The 22,711-nt window shown below is 60.6% G+C and carries 22 protein-coding genes and 1 other RNA gene; 4 read left to right on the forward strand and 19 right to left on the reverse strand.

Annotated elements, in window-relative coordinates:
* Window position 1: 1 nt before the first annotated feature.
* The 14 genes from AC0J41_RS21290 to rsmI form a co-directional block, all read right to left on the reverse strand.
* On the reverse strand, window positions 2-976 hold the full coding sequence (locus tag AC0J41_RS21290; RefSeq protein ID WP_025109284.1) for a D-alanine--D-alanine ligase: 975 nt from the start codon (window positions 974-976) through the stop codon (window positions 2-4).
* Window positions 973-2,433, reverse strand: a complete 1,461-nt coding sequence (gene murC, locus AC0J41_RS21295) for a UDP-N-acetylmuramate--L-alanine ligase (RefSeq protein WP_025109285.1) — start codon at window positions 2,431-2,433, stop codon at window positions 973-975. Before murC ends, AC0J41_RS21290 begins: the two co-directional genes overlap by 4 nt.
* Window positions 2,426-3,496, reverse strand: coding sequence for an undecaprenyldiphospho-muramoylpentapeptide beta-N-acetylglucosaminyltransferase (gene murG / locus AC0J41_RS21300; RefSeq protein ID WP_025109286.1), 1,071 nt, complete (start codon window positions 3,494-3,496; stop codon window positions 2,426-2,428). The genes murC and murG overlap by 8 nt, the downstream gene beginning before the upstream one ends.
* Window positions 3,486-4,703 carry a putative lipid II flippase FtsW gene (gene ftsW, locus AC0J41_RS21305; RefSeq protein ID WP_025109287.1) on the reverse strand — a complete coding sequence of 406 codons (1,218 nt, stop codon included), beginning with the start codon at window positions 4,701-4,703 and terminating at the stop codon, window positions 3,486-3,488. The genes murG and ftsW overlap by 11 nt, the downstream gene beginning before the upstream one ends.
* Complete coding sequence (murD, locus tag AC0J41_RS21310) at window positions 4,700-6,046, reverse strand: UDP-N-acetylmuramoyl-L-alanine--D-glutamate ligase (protein WP_473013544.1); 1,347 nt, start codon at window positions 6,044-6,046, stop codon at window positions 4,700-4,702. The genes ftsW and murD overlap by 4 nt, the downstream gene beginning before the upstream one ends.
* A 5-nt stretch (window positions 6,047-6,051) precedes the next feature.
* Window positions 6,052-7,134, reverse strand: coding sequence for a phospho-N-acetylmuramoyl-pentapeptide-transferase (gene mraY, locus AC0J41_RS21315; RefSeq protein ID WP_025109289.1), 1,083 nt, complete (start codon window positions 7,132-7,134; stop codon window positions 6,052-6,054).
* Entirely contained in the window at window positions 7,134-8,501 is a 1,368-nt protein-coding gene (locus AC0J41_RS21320; protein ID WP_473013545.1) for a UDP-N-acetylmuramoyl-tripeptide--D-alanyl-D-alanine ligase, read from the reverse strand. The genes mraY and AC0J41_RS21320 overlap by 1 nt, the downstream gene beginning before the upstream one ends.
* The gene (locus AC0J41_RS21325; protein WP_025109291.1) at window positions 8,494-9,957 is read right to left on the reverse strand and encodes a UDP-N-acetylmuramoyl-L-alanyl-D-glutamate--2,6-diaminopimelate ligase; all 1,464 of its coding nucleotides are present in this window, start codon (window positions 9,955-9,957) and stop codon (window positions 8,494-8,496) included. Before AC0J41_RS21325 ends, AC0J41_RS21320 begins: the two co-directional genes overlap by 8 nt.
* Complete coding sequence (locus AC0J41_RS21330; protein ID WP_177327312.1) at window positions 9,957-11,696, reverse strand: peptidoglycan D,D-transpeptidase FtsI family protein; 1,740 nt, start codon at window positions 11,694-11,696, stop codon at window positions 9,957-9,959. Before AC0J41_RS21330 ends, AC0J41_RS21325 begins: the two co-directional genes overlap by 1 nt.
* Window positions 11,696-11,989, reverse strand: a complete 294-nt coding sequence (gene ftsL / locus AC0J41_RS21335; RefSeq protein ID WP_007956777.1) for a cell division protein FtsL — start codon at window positions 11,987-11,989, stop codon at window positions 11,696-11,698. Before ftsL ends, AC0J41_RS21330 begins: the two co-directional genes overlap by 1 nt.
* Window positions 11,986-12,933: a 16S rRNA (cytosine(1402)-N(4))-methyltransferase RsmH gene (gene rsmH, locus AC0J41_RS21340; protein ID WP_473013546.1), complete on the reverse strand. Its 948-nt coding sequence runs from the start codon at window positions 12,931-12,933 to the stop codon at window positions 11,986-11,988. The genes ftsL and rsmH overlap by 4 nt, the downstream gene beginning before the upstream one ends.
* On the reverse strand, window positions 12,930-13,385 hold the full coding sequence (gene mraZ / locus AC0J41_RS21345) for a division/cell wall cluster transcriptional repressor MraZ (RefSeq protein ID WP_003205355.1): 456 nt from the start codon (window positions 13,383-13,385) through the stop codon (window positions 12,930-12,932). Before mraZ ends, rsmH begins: the two co-directional genes overlap by 4 nt.
* Window positions 13,386-13,786: 401 nt before the next feature.
* An RNA gene (rnpB, locus tag AC0J41_RS21350) (RNase P RNA component class A) lies at window positions 13,787-14,140 on the reverse strand.
* 73 nt (window positions 14,141-14,213) lie between these two features.
* Entirely contained in the window at window positions 14,214-15,119 is a 906-nt protein-coding gene (gene rsmI, locus AC0J41_RS21355) for a 16S rRNA (cytidine(1402)-2'-O)-methyltransferase (RefSeq protein WP_473013547.1), read from the reverse strand.
* Window positions 15,120-15,296: 177 nt separating this feature from the next.
* On the opposite strand from rsmI, the gene AC0J41_RS21360 reads away from it, so the two are divergent.
* The 4 genes from AC0J41_RS21360 (at window position 15,297) to AC0J41_RS21375 (ending at window position 18,743) form a co-directional block, all read left to right on the forward strand.
* Window positions 15,297-17,108 carry a penicillin-binding protein activator gene (locus AC0J41_RS21360; RefSeq protein ID WP_473013548.1) on the forward strand — a complete coding sequence of 604 codons (1,812 nt, stop codon included), beginning with the start codon at window positions 15,297-15,299 and terminating at the stop codon, window positions 17,106-17,108.
* Window positions 17,108-17,470 carry a YraN family protein gene (locus AC0J41_RS21365; protein ID WP_025109296.1) on the forward strand — a complete coding sequence of 121 codons (363 nt, stop codon included), beginning with the start codon at window positions 17,108-17,110 and terminating at the stop codon, window positions 17,468-17,470. The genes AC0J41_RS21360 and AC0J41_RS21365 overlap by 1 nt, the downstream gene beginning before the upstream one ends.
* Window positions 17,471-17,574: 104 nt before the next feature.
* Entirely contained in the window at window positions 17,575-18,168 is a 594-nt protein-coding gene (locus tag AC0J41_RS21370; RefSeq protein ID WP_025109297.1) for a phosphoheptose isomerase, read from the forward strand.
* Window positions 18,165-18,743: a BON domain-containing protein gene (locus AC0J41_RS21375; RefSeq protein ID WP_025109298.1), complete on the forward strand. Its 579-nt coding sequence runs from the start codon at window positions 18,165-18,167 to the stop codon at window positions 18,741-18,743. Before AC0J41_RS21370 ends, AC0J41_RS21375 begins: the two co-directional genes overlap by 4 nt.
* 51 nt (window positions 18,744-18,794) lie before the next feature.
* On the opposite strand, the gene AC0J41_RS21380 is transcribed toward AC0J41_RS21375, so the two are convergent.
* The 5 genes from AC0J41_RS21380 to petA form a co-directional block, all read right to left on the reverse strand.
* Entirely contained in the window at window positions 18,795-19,208 is a 414-nt protein-coding gene (locus AC0J41_RS21380) for a ClpXP protease specificity-enhancing factor (RefSeq protein WP_003228047.1), read from the reverse strand.
* A 16-nt stretch (window positions 19,209-19,224) separates the two neighbouring features.
* Window positions 19,225-19,842, reverse strand: coding sequence for a glutathione S-transferase N-terminal domain-containing protein (locus tag AC0J41_RS21385; RefSeq protein WP_007917025.1), 618 nt, complete (start codon window positions 19,840-19,842; stop codon window positions 19,225-19,227).
* Between the two features lie 146 nt (window positions 19,843-19,988).
* Window positions 19,989-20,771, reverse strand: a complete 783-nt coding sequence (locus AC0J41_RS21390; RefSeq protein WP_401069895.1) for a cytochrome c1 — start codon at window positions 20,769-20,771, stop codon at window positions 19,989-19,991.
* Window positions 20,771-21,982 (reverse strand): cytochrome b, encoded by a 1,212-nt coding sequence (locus tag AC0J41_RS21395; RefSeq protein WP_025109300.1) that lies wholly within the window; start codon window positions 21,980-21,982, stop codon window positions 20,771-20,773. Before AC0J41_RS21395 ends, AC0J41_RS21390 begins: the two co-directional genes overlap by 1 nt.
* Window positions 21,982-22,575: a ubiquinol-cytochrome c reductase iron-sulfur subunit gene (gene petA / locus AC0J41_RS21400; RefSeq protein ID WP_003228055.1), complete on the reverse strand. Its 594-nt coding sequence runs from the start codon at window positions 22,573-22,575 to the stop codon at window positions 21,982-21,984. The genes AC0J41_RS21395 and petA overlap by 1 nt, the downstream gene beginning before the upstream one ends.
* Between the last annotated feature and the right edge of the window lie 136 nt (window positions 22,576-22,711).

Genomic DNA, 22,711 nt, shown 5'->3' on the forward strand with positions numbered 1-22,711 from the left:
CTTAACCTCGCGCCTCTTTTTTGCCGTCGGCATCGACACTGGCGGCCAGAATGGCCAGGACCAGTTGCTGGAAATCCAGACCGGCCGCTTTCGCCGCCATCGGTACCAGGCTGTGATCGGTCATGCCGGGAGCTGTGTTGACTTCCAGGAACCAGAATTTGCCATCGGCGTCCTGCATCACGTCCGCCCGGCCCCACCCACCAATACCCAGTGCCTCGCAGGCTTGCGCCGTGAGGTCCATGAGTTCTTTTTCCTTGGCGGCATCCAGCCCGCACGGAATCCGATACTGGGTATCGTTGGCGATGTACTTGGCGTCGTAGTCGTAGAACGTGTGCGGCGTGCCCAGGGCGATAGGAGGCAACACCTGGTCACGCAGGGTGGCGATGGTGAACTCCGGACCGTGGATCCATTGCTCGACCAAGACTTGCGAATCGTAGGTACTGGCCGCTTTCCATGCGTCGATCAACTCGGACGCAGAACTCACTTTGGCCATCCCGATACTTGAACCTTCATGCGCCGGTTTGACGATCAAAGGGAAGCCCAGTTCCGTCGCTGCCGAAATACAATCGGCCTCGCTGCACAGTACGGCGTGACGCGGCGTCGGAATCCCGAGGCTGTGCCAGACCTGCTTGGTGCGCAGTTTGTCCATCGCCAGTGCCGAGGCGAGAATGCCGCTGCCGGTGTACGGAATACCGGCACATTCGAGCAGGCCCTGCATGGAGCCGTCTTCACCGCCACGACCGTGGAGAATGATGAACGCGCGGTCGATCTTTTCGTTCAGCAGACGCTGCAGAAAATCCTCGCCGACGTCGATCCCGAACGCGTCCACGCCGGCGCTTTGCAGCGCGTCGAGCACCGCGTTACCGGATTTCAGCGAAACCTCACGTTCGGCACTCATGCCACCGAACAGCACGGCGACACGGCCGAAGTCTTTCGGCGCGATGGTGGAGAACAGGTTGGCGTAGGCAGCAGTCATTTCAACTTCCCCTCGACCGACGCCGCAACGGCGCCAGCGAACAATTCACTTTTCAACAGCTTCGGCGCGAGACCGCCGATATCACCGGCGCCCTGGCACAGCAGGATGTCGCCCGCACGCAGCAGTGGCTTGACCAGCGGCGCGAGGTCGACACCACGCTCGATGTAGATCGGGTCGAGCTGACCGCGCTGACGGATGCTGTTGCACAGCTTGCGGCTGTCCGCGCCCGGGATCGGCTCTTCGCCGGCCGGATAGACTTCCATCAGCAGCAGCACGTTGGCGTCGGCCAGTACATTGACGAAATCGTCGTACAGGTCACGGGTGCGGCTGTAACGGTGCGGCTGGTAGACCATCACCAGACGGCGCTCCGGCCAGCCACCGCGTACGGCTTTGATCACCGCGGCGACTTCGGTCGGGTGGTGACCGTAGTCATCGACCAGCATCACGTTGCCGCCGTCCACCGGCAGTTCGCCGTAGACCTGGAAGCGTCGGCCAACACCCTGGAACCCGGACAGGCCCTGGACAATGGCTTCATCGCTGACGCCTTCATCGCTGGCGATGCAGATGGTCGCCAGCGAGTTGAGCACGTTGTGATTGCCTGGCATGTTTACCGAAACATCCAGCGGCTCGCGATCCGGGCGCAGCACGGTGAAGAAGGTCTGCATGCCTTGCTGGCGTACATTGATTGCACGCACGTCAGCGTCTTCGCTGAAGCCGTAGGTCACGGTCGGACGCTTGACCAGCGGCAGGATTTCACGCACCACCGGGTCGTCCAGGCACATCACCGCCAAACCGTAGAACGGCAGGTTATGCAGGAACTCGACGAAGGTTTTCTTCAGTTTGTTGAAGTCACCGTCGTAGGTCGCCATGTGGTCGGCGTCGATGTTGGTCACCACCGCCACCAGCGGTTGCAGGTGCAGGAAACTGGCATCGCTTTCGTCGGCTTCGGCAATCAGGTAGCGGCTGGTGCCGAGCTGGGCATTGGTGCCCGCAGCGTTCAGACGGCCACCGATGACGAAGGTCGGATCCAGGCCACCGGCAGCGAACACCGAAGCGATCAGGCTGGTGGTGGTGGTTTTGCCGTGGGTACCGGCAACGGCGATGCCGTGGCGATAGCGCATCAGCTCAGCGAGCATTTCGGCACGCGGCACCACCGGAATGCGGCGCTCCAGTGCGGTCGCCACTTCCGGGTTGGAGGTGTTGACGGCGCTCGAAACCACCAGCACATCGGCGGTCGCGGCGTTCTCGGCACGGTGGCCGATATAGATGTGCGCACCGAACGACTCCAGACGCTCGGTCACCGGCGACGCTTTCAGGTCGGAACCGGACACTTCATAGCCCAGGTTCAACAACACTTCAGCGATGCCGCACATGCCCACGCCGCCGATGCCGACGAAGTGGATGCGACGGATGCGGCGCATTTCCGGCTGTGGCATGGCTTTCTGATTCTCAACCATGGGCCACCTCCAGGCAGGTATCGACCACGCTACGGGTGGCATCGGGTTTGGCCAGACGGCGGGCCGCTTGGGCCATTTCTTCGAGTCGTTGCGGTTGCATCAAGACCTCTGTCAGGCGCGCGGCAAGGTCCGCGGCACCAGTCGTTCTTTGCGGCATCACGAAGGCAGCGCCTTCACGGGCCAAATAATCGGCGTTGCGGGTCTGGTGATCGTCGATCGCGTGGGGCAAAGGCACCAGCATCGAGGGCAGACCGACGGCAGCCAGCTCACTGATGGTCAGCGCGCCAGCGCGGCACACCACCAGGTCAGCCCAGCCATAGGCATGGGCCATGTCTTTGATGAACGGCTGCACCTGCGCATCCACGCCGGCGGCGCGATAGCGCTCTGCAGTCACTTCATCGTGGTTTTTGCCGGCCTGATGAAACACTTCCGGGCGCAAATCGGCAGCGACTTGCGCCAGGGCCTCAGGCAGCAACTTGTTCAACGGTTCTGCGCCCAGGCTTCCGCCAAGGATCAGCAAACGCGCTTTGCGACCGGCCAGGGCTGGTCGCGATGTTTCGAGGAACAGCTCGCTGCGCACCGGGTTTCCGGTGGTACGGCGGGTGTCCGACAGAGTAAAGGTGTCGGGGAACGCTTCACACACCCGGGCGGCGAACGGCACCAGCAACCGATTGGCGGTGCCGGCCACAGCGTTCTGCTCGTGAACGATCACCGGCACACCGGCCAGTTTGGCGGCGATCCCGCCAGGGCCGGTCACATAACCACCGAAGCCGACCACGCAGACTGGACGCAGCTTGCGAATCACCGCCCGCGCCTGCCACACCGACTTGAGCAACATGAACGGTGCCTTGAGCAGCGACAGCTTGCCCTTGCCACGTAACCCCGTGGCATTGATGCGGTGCAGTTCAAGGCCTGCGGCCGGTACCAGATCGTTTTCAATCCCGCGTGGCGTGCCGAGCCAGTGCACGGTGTAGCCGCGCGCCTGAAATTCGCGGGCACAGGACAGCGCCGGGAACACGTGGCCGCCGGTGCCGCCGGCCATGATCAATACGTTAGCGCCCATGGTTCGGCTCCTCGGCGAAGTCGCTCTCATGGAACTCCATCTCTTCACTGCCCAGGTGGGTTCGACTCTCCCACTCGATCCTCAGCAACAAGCCGAGGCAGGCGCAGCAGATCACCAGGGAACTGCCGCCATAACTGAGGAACGGCAGGGTCAGGCCCTTGGTCGGCAGCAGGCCGACGTTCACCCCGATGTTGATCAGGAACTGACCGATCCACAGGAACGACAGACCGTACGCTACATAAGCGGCGAAGAACTGCTTGGCCTTCTCGGCCCACAGCCCGATGTACATGCCACGGATACACACGAAGACGAACAGCGCGACGGTGCACAGCGAACCGACAGCGCCCAGCTCTTCGGCCAGCACCGAGAACACGAAGTCCGTGTGCGCTTCAGGCAGGTAGAACTGTTTCTGCACGCTGTTGCCCAGGCCAACGCCCAGCCACTCACCGCGACCGAAGGCGATCAACGCCTGCGACAACTGATAGCCGGCGCCGAACTGGTCGGCCCACGGGTCGGCGAAGTTGGTCAGACGCGCCATCCGGTATGGCTGCATTTGAATCAGCAAGACCACGGCCCCGACCGCCAACACCACCATCAGCGAGAAGCGGAACAACCCGACCCCGCCAAGGAACAGCATCGCCGCTGCGGCCCCCATCATCACGACGGTGGCACCGAAGTCCGGTTCCATCAGCAACAGGCCCGCCATCGGCAGCAGCACGATGAACGGCTTGAAGAAGCCCATCCAGCTCTCGCGCACTTCCTTCTGGCGACGCACCAGGTAACCGGCGAGGTAGATCACCACGAACACCTTGGCGATCTCCGACGGCTGCACGTTGAAGAAGCTGAAACCGATCCAGCGCATCGAACCGTTCACTTCACGGCCGATCCCGGGGACGATCACCATGACCAGCAGACCGAATGCGCCGATCAGCATCATCCAGCCCAGACGCTGCCAGGTGGCGATCGGAATCATCATGGTGATGATGCAGGCACCCAGGCCCAGCCCCACGTAGATCAGGTGGCGAATCATGTAGTACAGCGCGCTGCCCGATTGCGCCGCCGCCACTTCGGTGGACGCCGAGGCAATCATGATCAGACCCAGGCCCAGCAGTGCCAGGCAGCCGGCGAGCATCGGGAAGTCGAGATCGATGCCACGGCCAGTGATGATCGGCGACGGGTACGGCTTGATGATATTGCGCAGGCTCATGCCAGATCCTCCACGGCGCGGACGAACTGGTGACCACGGTCTTCGTAATTCTTGAACATGTCGAAACTGGCGCAGGCCGGCGACAGCAGTACCACGTCACCCGGTTGAGCGATCGCGCGGCATTGCTCGACGGCGTCGACCAGCGATGTGGCGCGAATCAGCGGCACGGCGTCGCCGATGGCTTCGCCGATCTTGTCGGAGTCGCGGCCCATCAGGACCACGGCGCGGCAGTTGGCCGCCACCGGAGCACGCAAATCGTTGAACTCGGCGCCCTTGCCGTCGCCACCGGCGATCAGCACGACCTTGCCGTCGATGTCCGCCCCCAGGCCTTCGATAGCCGCAAGCGCTGCACCGACGTTGGTGGCCTTGGAATCGTTGTAGTAGCCGACGCCGTCCAGATCACGCAGCCACTGGCAACGATGTTCGAGACCGGTGAAGTTGCGCAGTGCCTCAAGCATGGCGTCGAACGGCAGGCCGACCGCATGACCGAGCGCCAGTGCCGCCAGGGCATTGGACTGGTTATGCGCGCCGCGAACTTTCAGTTCGCGCACCGGCATCAGGTTCTGGAATTCGAAGGCCAGGTATTTCTCGCCATTCTCTTCACGCAGACCGAACGCCTTGAAATCGGGTTTGTTCAGGCCGAAGGTCCAGCATGGCTGACCTTCGCCGATCAACGGACGGCTGAGCGCGTCCTGACGATTGACCACGAACTGCTTCGCTCCACGGAAGATCCGGTGCTTGGCCAAGTGGTAGGCCGGCAGGCCGCTGTAGCGGTCCATGTGGTCTTCGCTGATGTTCAGCACGGTGGCCACTTCGGCGTTGAGCTGGTCGGTGGTTTCCAGCTGGAAGCTCGACAGCTCCATCACGTACAGCTCGATATCGTCGCTCAGCAAGTCCAGCGCCGGTGTGCCGAGGTTACCGCCCACCGCAACGCGTTTGCCGGCCGCGGCCGCCATCTCGCCGACCAGGGTGGTGACGGTGCTTTTCGCGTTGGAGCCGGTGATGGCCACGATCGGCGCCTGCGCGTTACGCGCGAACAGCTCGATGTCACCGGACATTTTCACGCCACGGGCGGCAGCGGCTTGCAGGGCCGGGGTCGCCAGCGCCAGGCCGGGGCTCACGTAGAGCTCGTCGGCACGGCACAGGAATTCGACGTCCAGCTCGCCACAACGCACTTCCACGTGCGGATAGTCACGCGTGAGCGTGCCCAGTTCCGGTGGATTGTCCCGCGTATCGGCGACGGCAAACGACACACCCCGGTTCGCCAGGAAGCGAACCAGGGACATGCCGCTCTTGCCGAGGCCGACAACGATGCGGAAGTGGTCAGAAGCGATCAGAGACACTCGTTCTACCTCAGCTTCAGGGTGGCAAGGCCGATCAGCACGAGAATCACGGTGATGATCCAGAAACGGACGATCACACGTGGCTCGGGCCAGCCCTTGAGTTCAAAGTGGTGGTGAATCGGTGCCATGCGGAACACACGGCGCCCGGTCAACTTGAAGGAAGCAACCTGGATAACCACGGACAGGGTTTCCATCACAAACACGCCGCCCATGATGAACAGGACGATTTCCTGACGGACGATCACCGCGATGGTACCCAGTGCCGCGCCCAGCGCCAGTGCGCCGACGTCGCCCATGAACACTTGCGCCGGGTAAGTGTTGAACCACAGGAAGCCCAGGCCGGCGCCGATCAGCGCGCCGCAGAACACGATCAGTTCGCCTGCGCCCGGCACGTAAGGGATCAGCAGGTATTCAGCGAATTTCACGTTACCCGACAGGTAGCAGAAGATGCCCAGACCGCCGCCGACCATGACCGTCGGCATGATCGCCAGACCGTCGAGGCCGTCGGTCAGGTTGACCGCGTTGCTCGAACCGACGATGACAAAGTAGGTCAGCACGATGAAGCCGGCGCCCAGCGGAATGCTGTAGTCCTTGAGCATTGGCAGGATCAGCGTGGTTTCGACCGGCGTGGTCGCGGTCATATAAAGGAAGATCGCTGCGCCCAGGCCGAACACCGACTGCCAGAAATACTTCCAGCGGCTTGGCAAGCCACGGGAGTTCTTCTCGATGACCTTGCGGTAATCGTCGACCCAGCCGATGGCACCGAACAGCAGGGTCACCAGCAGCACGACCCACACGTAGCGGTTGCTCAGGTCAGCCCACAGCAGGGTGCTGACACCGATGGAGGACAGAATCAGTGCGCCGCCCATGGTCGGTGTACCCGACTTGGACAGGTGCGATTGCGGGCCGTCATTACGAACGGACTGGCCGATCTGACGGTTCTGCAGAGTGCGGATCATCCACGGGCCATAGCACAGCGACAAAACCAGCGCGGTCAGCACACCGAGGATCCCGCGCAGGGTCAGGTACTGGAAGACCGCGAAGCCTTTGTAGAACTGTTGCAGATACTCCGCTAGCAGCAGCAGCATTAATGTTTCTCCAGACTGGACCCGCACAGAGCCGCAACGATGTTTTCCATCGCTGCACTGCGCGAACCCTTGATCAAAATGGTGGTGTTTGTGTCCTGCTCGGCGTCGAGGGCCTGGATCAGCTCGGCTTGCGTGCCGAAGTGATGCGCCTCTTTACCGAATGCGTTTACGGCGTGAACCATGTTTGGCCCAACCGCGTAAAGCGCGGAAACCTTGCCCCGGGCATACTCGCCCACGTCGCGGTGCCCCTGCTCCGCCCAGTCGCCCAACTCGCCGATATCTCCGAGCACCAGGACGGTGCGGCCGGAAAAGCCGGCGAGTATATCAACGGCCGCGCACATGGAGGTGGGGTTTGCGTTGTAAGTGTCATCGATCACGCGCATGCCGTTCTTCGCCAGTTGCGCGACAGTGCGCCCCTTGACCGGTTGCACGGCGCCCAGCCCGGTGGCAATGCCGAACAGCGACACGCCCAAGGCGTGAGCGGCAGCGGCGGCAGCCATGGCGTTGGCGACGTTGTGAGTGCCAAGCAGGTTCAATTGAACATGCTCGATACCCTCAGGTGAATGCAGGTTGAAGCCCGGGCAACCACGGGCATCGGTGCTCAGCTCGCTGGCGTGGAAGTCTGCCTGAGGGTTGCTCAGAGAGAAGGTCAGTACCTTGCGAGCGCCGGCGCGGGTCTTCCAGATACCGAAGGCCTTGTCGTCGAGGTTGAGCACGGCAACGCCATCCGCCGCCAGACCGTCGATGATCTCGCCTTTGGCTTCGACGATTTTCTCCGGGCCGCCGAACTCACCGACGTGTGCGGTGCCGGCATTGTTCAGAATCGCCACATGCGGCTTGGTCAGCCCGACGGTGTAGGCGATTTCACCCAGGCGCGAGGCGCCCAGTTCGATCACGGCCGCCGTATGCTCCGGGGCCAGTTCGAGCAGGGTCAGCGGCGCGCCCAGATCGTTGTTCAGGTTGCCGCGAGTGGCGAGCACGGCACCGCGAGTGCGCAGGATGCTGGCGAGCATCTCCTTGACCGTGGTCTTGCCGCTGGAGCCGGTGATGGCAGCGACCGGCTGAGTGAACGCAGCACGGTTCAGCGCACCCAACTGGCCGAGGGCCTGACGGGTGTCCTTGACCAGCAGTTGCGGCAAGGTGCTGTCGGGCACTTCGCGCTCGACCAGTGCAGCAACGGCGCCTTTGGCGGCAACGTCGTTGAGGTAGTCATGACCGTCGAAACGCGGACCGGTCAGAGCAATAAACAGTTGGCCGGGCTTGATCGCACGGCTGTCGATACTGACACCGTCGAAACTGGCATCGCTGCTGATCAGGCGTGCGTCGAGCACGTTGGTCAGCTCGCTCAACTTCAGGGCCTTAAGCATGGGCCACCTCCCATGCAGTAAGGGCATGATCGGCTTCGACCAGATCGGAGAAAGCGTGGCGCTCGCCGTTGATTTCCTGATAGTCCTCGTGACCTTTGCCGGCCAGGACAATCACGTCATCCGCCGAAGCAGCGGCGATCAGTTGGGCAATCGCCTGACCACGGCCGGCAACAAAAGTGACTTTATCCACTGCGGTGAAGCCTGCGCGGATGTCATCAAAAATCACCGCAGGGTCTTCGGTGCGCGGATTGTCGTCGGTGACCAGCACGCGGTCAGCCAGACGCTCGACCACTTCGGCCATCAGCGGACGCTTGCCACGATCGCGATCACCGCCGCAACCGAACAGGCACAGCAACTGGCCTTTGACGTGTGGGCGCAGCGCGGTCAAAACCTTTTCCAAGGCATCCGGAGTGTGAGCGTAATCGACCACCACCAGCGGCTGAGTACCGCCACCCAGACGCTGCATGCGTCCGGCCGGGCCTTCGAGTTTCGGCAGCACCTTGAGAATTTCATCGAGGGCGTAGTCCAAGCCGAGCAAGGCGCCAACGGCTGCCAGCACGTTGCTCAAATTGAAACGCCCCAGCAGCGTGCTGCGCAGATGGTGCTCGCCCTGCGGCGTCACCAGCGTGGCGCGCACGCCGTGGTCATCGAACTGCGCTTCACGGCAATACAGATAGGCGCTGCTGTCGAGCAGGCTATAGCTGATCAAACGCGACTCACGTTTTTCAGCGGCCAGTTGCCGGCCGAAATCGTCGTCGAGGTTGACCACACGGCACTTCAAATCATTCCAGGCGAACAGCTTGGCCTTGGCCTCGGCGTACGCCTCCATGGTGCCGTGATAATCCAGGTGATCGCGGGACAGGTTGGTCATCACCGCCACGTCGAACGCCAACGCGGTGACCCGGCCTTGATCCAGGCCGTGGGACGAGACTTCCATGGCCACGGCTTTGGCCCCGGCCTTTTTCAGGTCGGCCAGTGTCGCTTGCATGGCAATCGGGTTCGGCGTGGTGTGCAGGCCGCTTTCCAGCGCGCCATAGAAGCCGGAGCCCAGAGTACCGACGATGCCGCAATGTTGCCCAAGCAGATCAAGTGCCTGCGCGACCAGTTGGGTCACGCTGGTTTTGCCGTTGGTGCCCGTGACGCCAACCAGATTCACGTGACGACTCGGCTCGCCATAAAAACGCCCGGCGATATCGGACAGCTGTGCAGCCAGGCCTTTGACCGGAATCAACGGCACTTCGGTGATTGGCAGCACGGTGGCGCCTTCCACTTCATAAGCAACCGCCGCCGCGCCGCGCTGCAAGGCATCGGCGATGTGCGCACGGCCATCGAACTTGCCGCCCGGCACGGCGAGGAACAAATCACCCGCACGTACGTTGCGACTGTCCAGCGCCAACTCGCGGATCAACAGATCGTGGCCGGCATGAGGAAATATCTTGTTCAGACTCAGAGACATCAGCCGCGCCCTCCATTGGCTTTCAGCGGAACGGCCGGGGTAGCGTTGGCCTGTTGGGTGGTCGGCAGGTTGTCCGGCGTCACGTTCATCAGACGCAGGGTGCCGGACATCACACGGCTGAATACCGGCGCCGATACCAGACCACCGAAGTAACCGGCCTTGGACGGTTCATCGATCACCACAACGATGGCGTAACGCGGATCGCTCATCGGGCCGAAACCGGCGAACAGCGAGCGGTAGGAGTTTTCGGCGTAGCCCTTGGTACCCACCGAGGTCTTGCGTGCAGTACCGGACTTGCCGGCCACGTGATACGCCGGCACCTGCGCACGGAACACACCGCGCGGCGCTTCGATCACTTGGGTGAGCATGCCCTGCATGGTTTTTGCGACGGCTTCAGGCAACACCTGAGTGGTCTGCGGCGGCTTGTCGGTTTTGATCAGGGTCAGCGGCGCGAGACGACCGTTGTTGGCCAGCGCCGAGAACGCGTGCACCAGTTGAATCGCGGTCACGGAAATACCGTAGCCGTACGACAGCGTCGCGGTTTCAGCCTTGCGCCAGTCGCGATAGTTCGGCAGGTTGCCGACGCGCTCGCCCGGGAAGCCGAGGCCGGTATCCTGACCAAGGCCGACTTTCTGCGCGAGACGGTAAATGGTTTCACCGCCGATATCGAACGCGACCTTACTCATGCCGACGTTACTGGAATTGATCAGAATGCCGGTCATGTCCAGCACCGGACCTTCGGTCTTCGAAACGTCCTTGATCGTGTATTTACCGATCTGCAGGGAGCCCGGGTACACCTCGACGGTGTCGGTCGGTTTCCAGCGGCCGGACTCGATGGCCGCGCTCATCGAGATCGCTTTCATGGTCGAACCCGGTTCGAACACGTCGATCATCGCGCGGTTACGCATCATCGCCGGTTGCAGGTTGCGACGGTTGTTCGGGTTGTAAGTCGGCTGGTTGACCATGGCGAGAATTTCGCCGGTCTTCACGTCCATGATCACCAGGCTGCCGGCCTTGGCGCCGTTCTCGATGATCGCGTTGCGCAGTTCGCGGTTGGCCAGGTATTGCAGGCGCAAGTCAATCGACAACGCCAAGGGCTTGCCGGCCTTGGCGTTCTTGGTGACCTGGACATCCTTGATCAGCCGACCGCGCCGATCCTTGATGACCTGCCGTTTGCCCGGCACCCCGGCCAGCCACTCGTCGTAGGCCAGTTCAACGCCTTCGCGCCCGTGATCGTCGATGTCGGTAAAGCCAACCATGTGCGCGGTGACTTCACCGGCCGGATAGAAACGGCGGAATTCTTCGATGCCGTAGACACCCGGCACTTTCAGGTCGAGCACGGCCTGACCCTGCTCGGGAGTCAGCCCGCGCACCAGATAAATGAATTCTTTGTTGGCCTGGGCTTCGAGGCGTTCGGCCAGGGCTTTCGGGTCCTGCCCCAAGGCAGCGGCAAGCGCCGGCCACTTTTCCTTGGCCAGTTGCATTTCCTTGGCGTTGGCCCACAGCGTGGTCACCGGCGTACTCACGGCCAAGGGTTCGCCGTTACGGTCGGTGATCAGGCCACGGTGTGCCGGAATCGGAATATGACGAACACTGCGCGCGTCACCCTGCCCCTTGAGGAAGTCACGATCGATCACTTGCAGGTCGATGATGCGCCAGCAGATCGCGGCCACCATGACGCCGAGCAAACCGACGACCAGACGGAAGCGCCACGGGAAGAGTGCCCCTTCGAGTTTCATCATGGCGCCACCATCTTCACGTCAGCCGCGCCGGGGATGTGCATTTTCAGTTGTTCGGTGGCCAGCACTTCGATACGGCTGTGCGCGGTCCAGGTACTTTGTTCGAGAATCAGGCGCCCCCACTCGGCCTGCGCCTTGTCGCGCACGCTGAGTTCGTTGTAAAGGGTGTTGAGCAGCTGCCGGTTCCAGTGCGCGCTGTAAGACACGCCGATGGCCGACACGAGCACGCCGATAAACAGCAGCAGCATGAAAAAGCTGCCGCCCGGCAGGGGCTTGGCGAAAAGCTTGCTCACCGCAACTTCTCCGCGACACGCATGACAGCGCTACGGGAACGTGGGTTGGCTTTGAGTTCGGCGTCGGAGGCCGTCTGCGCTTTGCCATGGATTTTGATTTTCGGTTCGAACGCGACATGGCGAACCGGCAGGTTGCGCGGCAGGTTGTCGGCTTCGCCTTTTACCAGCTTGCGCATGAACAGTTTGACGATGCGGTCTTCCAGCGAGTGGAAGCTGATGACGACCAGGCGGCCGCCCACTTCCAGCGCATCCAGCGCGGCTTCGAGGCCGGTTTCCAGATCGCCCAGTTCGTTGTTGACGTGAATGCGCAACCCCTGGAACGCACGGGTAGCCGGGTTCTTGCCCTTCTCCCACGCCGGGTTGGCGACTTTCAACACTTCGGCCAGATCGGCGGTGCGTTCGAACGGCTTGATATCGCGGCGCTCGGCCACGGCACGGGCCATGCGACCGGAGAAACGTTCTTCGCCGTATTCCTTGAACACCCGGGCGATTTCTTCCACCGGCGCAGTGTTGACGAATTCGGCGGCGCTGATGCCACGGGACGGGTCCATGCGCATGTCCAGCGGGCCATCGTTGAGGAAGCTGAAGCCACGTTCGGCGTCGTCAAGCTGCGGCGAAGACACGCCGAGGTCGAGCAGGATACCGCTGACCTTGCCAGCCAGACCGCGCTCGGCGACTTCCGACCCCAGCTCGGCAAAGCTGCGCTGCACAACGACAAAGCGGCCGTCTTCGGCCGCTAGCGTTTGCCCGGTGGCAATCGCTTGTGGATCTTTGTCGAACCCGATGAGTCGACCGTCCGTCCCCAGTCGACTGAGGATCAAGCGGCTGTGTCCGCCGCGACCGAACGTACCGTCCAGATAGCAGCCATCAGGACGTACGGCGAGAGCCTCGACGGCTTCGTCAAGCAGTACGGTGATGTGGTTAAAGCCGCTATCAATAGTCACAGGATCAAATCACGCAGTTCGTCAGGCATGGCGCCCGGTTGTTGAATAGCAGCAAGGTCAGCGGCAGATACCGCGTTCCATGCATCCTCGTCCCACAGTTGGAACTTGTTCAGTTGGCCTACCAGCATCGCGCGTTTATCAAGCTTGGCGTATTCGCGCAGACGCGGTGGAACCAGAAAACGACCACTGCCATCGAGTTCGAGGTCGACGGCATTACCAATCAATAAACGTTGCAGGCGACGGTTCTCTTCGCGAAGCGAAGGGAGTGCGCGCAACTTGGTTTCAATAATTTCCCACTCGTCGAGCGGGTAGACACACAGGCACGGATCAACGGCATCGATGGTCACGATCAACTGGCCGGAACTACGCGAAACGAGCTCGTCACGGTACCGGCTCGGCATGGCGAGACGGCCCTTTGCATCGAGACTGATAGCGTTAGCTCCGCGAAACACGTCAGCGTTTCTCCAATTTTTATCGTTTTGAGCTCAAAAAACCCACTTCATGCCACTTTCCGCCACTTGCGCACACTATAGGAATGCGCCCACCACACCGTCAAGGCGCGGATTAAAGGAAAACCCTTACAGAACGGAGATTTAGGAGCTTAAAAGGAGGGGTAACGAGAATCTGACGGATACTTTCGACCAATAACCTGATGCAGCACGGATAGCTGCGCTCGGAAGTTAAAGTAATTTGTTAAGAGTAAGATTTTTTCGGTATTACAAAAGCGCTTCTGCTGTTGATTGAAGCAAGGTGGGAAATGGCTATTACTGCATTTGCCGCTGCCGAACTTTAGCGCAGGCCTGCCGATAATACACAGCCCTGATGCCTTTGATTCAAGCAGGGAAAGAAAAAGGTGGAGAGTCGATCTGTAAGCCGGGTTCTGTCTTGAACAGTCATTCGTCTACGATGGCCATCACTGGACATCTTTAGCAACCTACCCGGTCCCAGCGCGGGCCACGCCTTGGGACCCTATTTGGTCTTGCTCCAAGTGGGGTTTACCTAGCCACGAACTGTTGCCAGACGTGCGGTGCGCTCTTACCGCACCTTTTCACCCTTACCGGCGCCGAAGCGCTTAGGCGGTTATTTTCTGTGGCACTTTCCGTAGGCTCACGCCTCCCAGGCATTACCTGGCACTTCGCCCTATGGAGCCCGGACTTTCCTCCCCCCCCTAATTTTCATAGAGGGCAGCGACTGTCCGATCGACTCTCCGCCGCGCAGGTTAACGGCAGAGCGCCCGAAGAACAAGCGCTAATAGCCGCGAAACCTGTCTGCGCGACGGGTTACTCGCCCTTCTGCTGGTCCAGCGCAACCTGATACAGCACGTTTTTGCGCTCACCGGTGATTTGCGCGGCGAGCGCCGCTGCACGCTTGAGCGGCATCTCTTCCAGCAACAGATTGAGGATGCGCATCGCCTCGCTGCTGACGGCGTCTTCGGACTCCGGCGCCGACCATCCCGCCACCAGCACCACACACTCGCCACGCTGCTGATTACTGTCGGACTCCACAAATGCCCGCAGCTCGGCCAACGGCAACCCCTTAAGCGTTTCGAAGGTCTTGGTGATTTCCCGGGCCAGCAAGGCCTGACGCTCGCCACCGAACACCGCTTCCATATCCTGCAGGCATTCGAGAATGCGATGCGGAGCCTCGTAGAAAATCAACGTGCGCGGCTCTTCTTTAACCGCTTCCAGGCGCGCCTTGCGCCCCACCGACTTGGCCGGCAGAAACCCTTCAAAAATGAAGCGATCCGATGGCAGCCCCGCCGCCGACAGCGCCGCGATCAACGCGCAGGCACCTGGCACCGGCACCACATTGATCCCCGCCGCCCGCGCCTGACGCACCAGGTGATACCCCGGATCGGAAATCAGCGGCGTACCGGCATCGGAAATCAGCGCGACGTTATCACCCGCCAGCAAACGGGTAATAAAGCGGCTACCTTCATCTCGTTCGTTGTGTTCATGGCACGCTGCCAATGGCGTGGCAATGCCGAAGTGCTGCATCAACCGCGCCGAGTGGCGCGTGTCCTCAGCGGCGATCAGTGCCACTTCACGCAGGATTTTCAGGGCCCGGGCGCTGATGTCGTCCAGGTTGCCGATGGGCGTCGCCACCACATAAAGCGAGCCAGCAGCGGAATTCAAAGGACCTGGAGCAGTCAAAGCGCACACCTCATGATCGGTAAAAGTCGGCATTGTAACGCGTCACGAGGCTTGCGATGCTTTCCGGACAACGCCGGTTTTGCGCGTCTTTGTGCAACGCCGCAACATTTGCTTCAGCTAAATTGACGGTTTCACGCCAGTAACATCGCGCCCCGGCCAGCGCTTGGGTACAATTCCACGCTAATTTGATCGAGTATCAGGAACACTTACATGATCGCTTGCCTGCGGCTGTTCACTGCCCTCTGCCTCGCTGCCTTGCTGGCGGCCTGCGCCAGCTCTCCCTCTTCCAGCCTTGGCGAACTTCCACGGACCCCGGATGCCAGCATCGAGCAACTGCTCGAACAGGCTACCCAGGCCAAGACCCCGGAAAAAGCGGCCCTGCTGCGCCTGAGCGCGGCAGACCTGGCTTATCGCCAGGGCAACGCCGGCCAGTCCGCGCAGATCCTGCAACAAGTGCCAATGGAGCACCTGAAGCCGGGCCAGCAGATCTTTGCCAGCACCCTGTCCGCCGAACTGGCCATGACCCGCAACCAGCCGAAAGCTGCGCTGACCGCTCTGAGCCATCCTAGCCTGCAACATCTGAGCGAGATGCCAGAAGACCAGCAGGTGCGTACCGGCACCGTGCACGCCCGCGCCCTGGAAGCCGACGGTCAGACCCTGGCTGCCGCTCGCGAACGCATCTTCATTGCACCGATGCTCAAAGGTGAAGCTGCCAGCAAGAACCACGAAGCGATCTGGACCCTGATCGCCTCGTTGCCGACTGATCAACTGCAACCCAACACCTCCGACGATCTCGGGGGCTGGATGGGCCTGGCTCTGGCAGTCAAAACCGCCGGCACCCTGGAGCAGCAGCAAGCCGCGATCGATGCCTGGCGCGCGCAGAATCCAAAGCACCCGGCCGCGATCAACCTGCCGTTGCCGCTGACCAAACTCAAGGAACTGGCCAGCCAGCCCCTGAGCAAGATCGCGCTGCTGCTGCCGCAGGACGGCCCTCTGGCTGCCGTCGGCAAGGCACTGCGTGAAGGTTTCATGGCGGCGCACTACCAGGCCCAACAAGCCGGACAGAAGCCACCAGCCATCGAGTTCTATGACAGCTCGAAACTGACTTCGATGGACGAGTTCTACCGCAAGGCCCAGGCCGACGGCGTGCAACTGGTGGTCGGTCCGCTGGAGAAGCCACTGGTCAAACAACTGAGCACTCGCCCGCAACTGCCGATCACCACCCTCGCGCTAAACTACAGCGAAGGCGATCAAGGCCCGGCGCAACTGTTCCAGTTCGGTCTGGCCGCTGAAGACGAAGCCCGCGAAGTCTCGCGCCGTGCCCGTGCCGACGGCCTGCACCGCGCCGCAATCATGGTGCCGAAAGGCGAATGGGGCGAGCGCGTACTGCGAGCGTTCAGCCAGGACTGGCAGGCCAACGGCGGCAGCATCGTCGCCACCGAACGCGTTGATCAGCCAGTGCAACTGGCTCAGCAGATCGCCGACATGTTCCAGCTGCGTCAAAGCGAAGCCCGCGCCAAGAGCCTGCAGAACGCTGCCGGCACCAACGTCGCTGCACAGCCTTCGCGTCGTCAGGACATCGAATTCATCTTCCTCGCCGCCACCCCGCAACAGGCGCAGCAGATCAAGCCGACCCTGAACTTCCAGTACGCCGGTGACGTTCCGGTCTACGCCACCTCCCACGTCTACAGCGCCAGCGGCGACGTGAATCAGTACAACGACATGAACGGCATTCGCTTCTGCGAAACTCCGTGGCTGCTGGAGACCAGCGATCCGCTGCGTCAGCAAGTGGTCGCACAGTGGCCGCAAGCTGCCGGCAGCCTCGGCCGCCTGTACGCGATGGGTGTGGATGCCTATCGCCTGGCACCGCGCCTGGGTCAACTCAAAGCCCTGCCGGACAGCCGTATCGAAGGCGAATCGGGCAGCCTCGGCATGACCCAGACTCAGCGCGTTGTGCGCCAGCTGCCTTGGGCGCAGTTCGTCAGCGGTCAGGTTCAGCGCCTGCCGGACACCCCGCGCTGATGCCCGACAGCTCGCACCTGCAAAGCGGTAAAGATGCCGAGCGCCAAGCGCTCGAGCATCTGCAACACCAGGGTCTGCGCCTGCTGGCGCAGAATTGGTCATGCAAACGCGGCGAGCTTGATCTGGTCATGCTTGATGGCGATACAGTAGTATTCGTTGAAGTCCGCTACAGAAAAAATACTCAATGGGGTGGCGCGCTCGCTAGTATCGATGAGCGCAAACGGCAGAAACTGATTTTTGCCGCGCAGTATTTTCTTCAGCGCGAGTCACGCTGGGCCGATTCCCCTTGCCGCTTCGACGTGGTGGCCATCGACAGGCACCCGGATCAGTTGAACTGGTTGCAGAATGCGTTCGATGGTTGATTCTCTGCACACCACCCCGGACACTTTCACCGACAATTTTTGCTCTTTGCTTTGCGGGCTGCACATTCACGTGCCGAACAGCCGCGCCACTTAAGGTCACACAGATGGACATGCAATCCCGAATTCGCCAGCTTTTCCAGGCCAGTATCGACACCAAGCAACAGGCGATGGACGTACTTGCACCGCACATCGAGCAAGCCAGCCAGATCATGGTCAACGCCCTGCTCAACGAAGGCAAAATGCTTTCGTGCGGCAACGGCGGCTCGGCCGGCGACGCCCAGCATTTCTCCTCCGAACTGCTCAACCGCTTCGAGCGTGAACGCCCGAGCCTGCCGGCGATCGCCCTGACCACCGACAGCTCGACGATCACCTCGATCGCCAACGACTACAGCTACAACGAAGTGTTCTCCAAGCAGATCCGCGCACTCGGTCAGCCCGGCGATGTATTGCTGGCTATTTCGACCAGCGGTAACTCGGCAAACATTATTCAAGCGATTCAGGCCGCACATGATCGCGAAATGGTTGTCGTAGCATTGACTGGCCGCGACGGCGGCGGCATGGCATCACTGCTGTTGCCTGAAGACGTCGAAATCCGTGTACCGGCTCATGTCACCGCACGAATTCAAGAAGTCCATCTGCTGGCGATCCATTGCCTATGCGATTTGATCGACAGCCAATTGTTCGGGAGTGAAGAATGACCCCTAATCGCCTTGGCCTGCTGGCCGTGACCCTGTGCCTGGCCATCAGCGGCTGCACCTCGGTGGTGAGCGCCAGCCGTGAAGCGCCGATTGACGATGATCGCGGCACCCGCACCTTCGGCAGCAAGATCGATGACTCGCTGATCGAGACCAAGGTCGGCGTCAACGTGAACAAAGCCGACCCCGCACTGGACAAGGACTCGCACATCGTCGTCACCAGCTTCAACGGCGTCGTATTGCTGGCCGGACAAACACCCAGCGCAGACTTGAAGGCCAAGGCTGAACAAGCCGCTGCCGCCGTCCAGCGTGTGAAAACCGTTCACAACGAGTTGCAGGTCATACCACCGTCCGGCTTTCTGGCTCGCCAGAACGATACTTGGCTGACCTCCAAGATCAAGACCCAGATGCTCACCGATCCAAACATCCCTGGCTCGCGCATCAAAGTCGTGACCGAGAACGGCATCGTCTATCTGCTGGGGCTGCTGACCAAACAGGAAGCCACGCAAGCGACCAACCTGGTGCAAGGCGTTTCTGGCGTACAGAAGATCGTCAAGCTGTTCGAATACATCGACTGACGCCCAACACGCAGACACAAAAAAGGCGATCCATCCGGATCGCCTTTTTTATTACTTCACCACTTTCAGGCTTGGCCGGCCACTCGGGCGCGGCGGCTCGCTGTCCGGCGGCGGCAAATCGTCATCCGGCTCGATATCGTCTTCGTCATCCATCGGCGACTCGAGATCGAACACCATGCCCTGACCGTTCTCCCGGGCGTAGATACCCAGGATCGCACTGATCGGCACGTACAGGCTGTGCGGGACACCACCGAAGCGACCTTCAAAGGTCACCACGTCGTTGTCCATGTGCAGATGCCGCACGGCGCTGGGCGAGATGTTCAGGACAATCTGCCCGTCACTGGCGAAACCCTGCGGCACTTGCACCGCCGGGTATTCAGAATTGACCAGCATGTGCGGGGTGCAATCGTTATCCACAATCCACTCGTAGAGCGCGCGGACCAGATAAGGTCGACTGGAGTTCATAGCGGCTCCTTAAGCCTTAGCGCATATCGCGTTCGACACCAGACAGACTCGCCTGGAAAGCCTCACGCGCAAACGAGCGCTCCATATAATCAAGCAGCGGCTTGGCCGGCCGCGGCAGTTCAATACCCAGAATCGGCAAACGCCAGAGTATTGGCAATAGGCAGCAATCCACCAGACTTTGTTCCTCACTGAGGAAAAACGGCTTGTCGGCAAACAGCGGCGACACGCCCGTCAGGCTTTCACGCAATTCCTTGCGCGCCACGACACGCGCGGCCTCCTTGCTTTTCGGATCCAGAATCAGATCCACAAGACCACACCAGTCGCGCTGAATACGGTGAATCAGCAGACGGCTGTTGGCACGCGCCACCGGGTAAACCGGCATCAGTGGCGGATGCGGGTAACGCTCATCCAGATATTCCATCACCACGGTCGACTCCCACAACGCCAGGTCGCGATCGACCAGCGTCGGGAGACTGCCGTAAGGGTTCACCTCAATCAGTTTAGGCGGCTGGCGACCAGCTTCCACGTAAATGATTTCGGCGCTGACACCCTTCTCTGCAAGCACGATGCGCACTCGGTGGGAATAGTGGTCGGCGGGGTCGGAGTAACAGGCCAACCGATTGGTCACGCCCATGGCGATCCTCCTCGCTTGTTGAAATTATCGGAACCGGAAAAACGCGCGCGCCCAGAGGGCGCCTCCCGCAACACCTGGCTGACCAGACGTTGCGTTATCGGAGGCGCCCTTGGGCGCGCGCGATTAACAGCAATGCTTGAAGCGTATCAGTGCACGTCTTTCCAGTATTCACGCTTGAGCAGGTAGGCGAACACAAAGAAGAACGCCAGGTACAGCAAGACGTAAGTACCGATGCGCTGATGTTGCAGCTTAACCGGGTTAGCCGAGTAAGCCAGGAAGGTTACCAGATTCTTGACCTTCTCATCGAACTGCTCTTCGTTCAGAGCACCGGTTTTCGGCACGATGGTCAACTGATCGCACGCTTCATGGGTCAGCGGCGTACCGGTCAGCGGATCATATTGCTTCTTGCCGTCTTCGACGATCTGTACCTGTTTGCAGCCAACCACCTGGCGACCTTGCAGGCCGACCAGCACGTTAGGCATGCCGACGTTCGGGAAGACCTTGTTGTTCACGCCCCATGGACGTGCAGGATCTTCGTAGAACGAGCGCAGGTAACCGTAGAGCCAGTCAGTGCCGCGCACACGCGCCACCAGGGTCAGGTCCGGCGGCGCAGCACCGAACCAGGTCTTGGCGTCCGCCGGCTGCATGCCGATGTTCATGTGGTCGCCAATCTTGGCACCGGTGAACACCAGTTTATCGAGCATCATTTCGTGGGGGATGCCGAGGTCATCGGCAACCCGCTCGTAACGCTGGAACTTGGCACTGTGGCAACCCATGCAATAGTTGGCAAAGGTACGCGCACCATCTTGCAGGGCAGCCTTGTCGGACACGTCGATATCGACTTTTTCCAGCTCCGGACCACCATGTTCGGCGGCGAAAGACAGCACAGGCAAAGCAGCAAAAATCAGAGCAAAAAATAACTTTTTCATCAGCCAGTCACCCTTTCCGGAACCGGTTTGGTCTTCTCGAGCCTGGTGTAGAACGGCATCAGAATGAAGTAGGCGAAGTACAGGAAGGTGCAGATCTGCGACACCAACGTACGCTCCGGAGTCGGGGCCAGTACGCCCAGAATGCCGAGGATCACGAACGCGATGCAGAACACCACCAGCCAGATTTTGCTCATCCAGCCCTTGTAGCGCATCGATTTGACCGGACTGCGATCAAGCCATGGCAGCACGAACAGCAGAGCAATCGAGGCTCCCATGGCGATAACGCCCATGAGTTTGTCCGGGATCGCACGCAAGATCGCGTAGAACGGCGTGAAGTACCAGACCGGCGCAATGTGCTCAGGCGTCTTGAACGGGTTGGCTTGCTCGAAGTTCGGTTTTTCGAGGAAGTAGCCGCCCATTTCCGGGAAGAAGAACACGATGAAGCAGAAGATGAACAGGAAGACCACCACGCCGACGATGTCTTTCACGGTGTAGTACGGGTGGAAGGCAATGCCGTCCAGCGGAATACCGTTTTCGTCTTTATGCTTCTTGATGTCGACGCCGTCAGGGTTGTTCGAACCGACTTCGTGCAGCGCCAGAATGTGCAGCACCACCAGACCGAGAATCACGATCGGCAGGGCTACCACGTGCAGGGCAAAGAAGCGGTTGAGGGTGATCCCGGAGATCAGGTAGTCACCACGAATCCACTGGGTCAGGTCGTTGCCGATGACCGGAATCGCACCGAACAGCGAGATGATCACCTGGGCACCCCAGTAGGACATCTGGCCCCACGGCAGCAGGTAACCCATGAACGCTTCAGCCATCAGCGCGAGGTAGATCAGCATGCCGAAGACCCACACCAGCTCACGAGGCTTCTGGTACGAACCGTAGAGCAGACCACGGAACATGTGCAGATAAACCACGATGAAGAACGCCGAAGCGCCGGTGGAGTGCAACAGACGCAGGATCGAGCCGTACTCGACATCGCGCATGATGTATTCAACGGAAGCAAATGCCTCTTCTGCCGACGGGGTGTAGCTCATCGTCAGCCAGACACCGGTGACAATCTGGTTGACCAGCACCAGCAGCGCCAACGAACCGAAGAAATAGAAGAAGTTGAAGTTTTTTGGAGCGTAATACTTGCTGAGATGGTCTTCCCACATTTTGGTGGCGGGGAAGCGTGCATCAACCCAATCCATGAACTTGCTCATCACGCTTTCTCCGTATCGACGCCAATGACAATCAGGTCATCGGTCTCATAGGAATGCGGGGGAACTGGCAGGTTCAAAGGCGCAGGTTGCGACTTGTAGACGCGGCCAGCCAGATCGTAGTGGGAACCGTGGCAAGGGCAGAAATAGCCACCGACCCAGTCTTTACCCAGATCGGCAGGCGCCACTTCGGGACGGAAGGTTGGTGAGCAACCCAGGTGAGTGCAGATCCCGATCAGCAGCAGAATTTCCGGCTTGATCGAACGCACTTCAGGGTCGACATAGGTAGGTTGCGTGGAGTTTTTGGAAGTCGGATCGGAGAGCTGGCCCTCGATCTTCTTGAGATTCCCCAGGATTTCCGCAGTACGGCGGACAATGAACACCGGCTGGCCGCGCCACTCGGCAATCATCTGCTGTCCTGGCTCGATCTTGCTGACATTCACTTTCACCGGTGCACCGGCGGCTTTCGCCTTGGCACTGGGAAACCATGACCCCACGAACGGGACCGCAGCCCCCACCGCTCCTGCAGCACCCACCACGGATGTGGCTGCTACCAAGAAGCGACGCCGGCCTGCATTCACGCCGTCATTGCTCATTCAGTCCTCTCCCATCAGCTTTGTGGCCTGTTAAATCAGGCATCTACTAAATAAATCAATGTTACTTATAAAAATTTTGCCGAGATGGTAATGAAAAGCCCCAATTCTGACAAGGGAATTACCCGGGGCTCCCACC

The organism is Pseudomonas sp. Arb-4-2C (assembly GCF_055755015.1).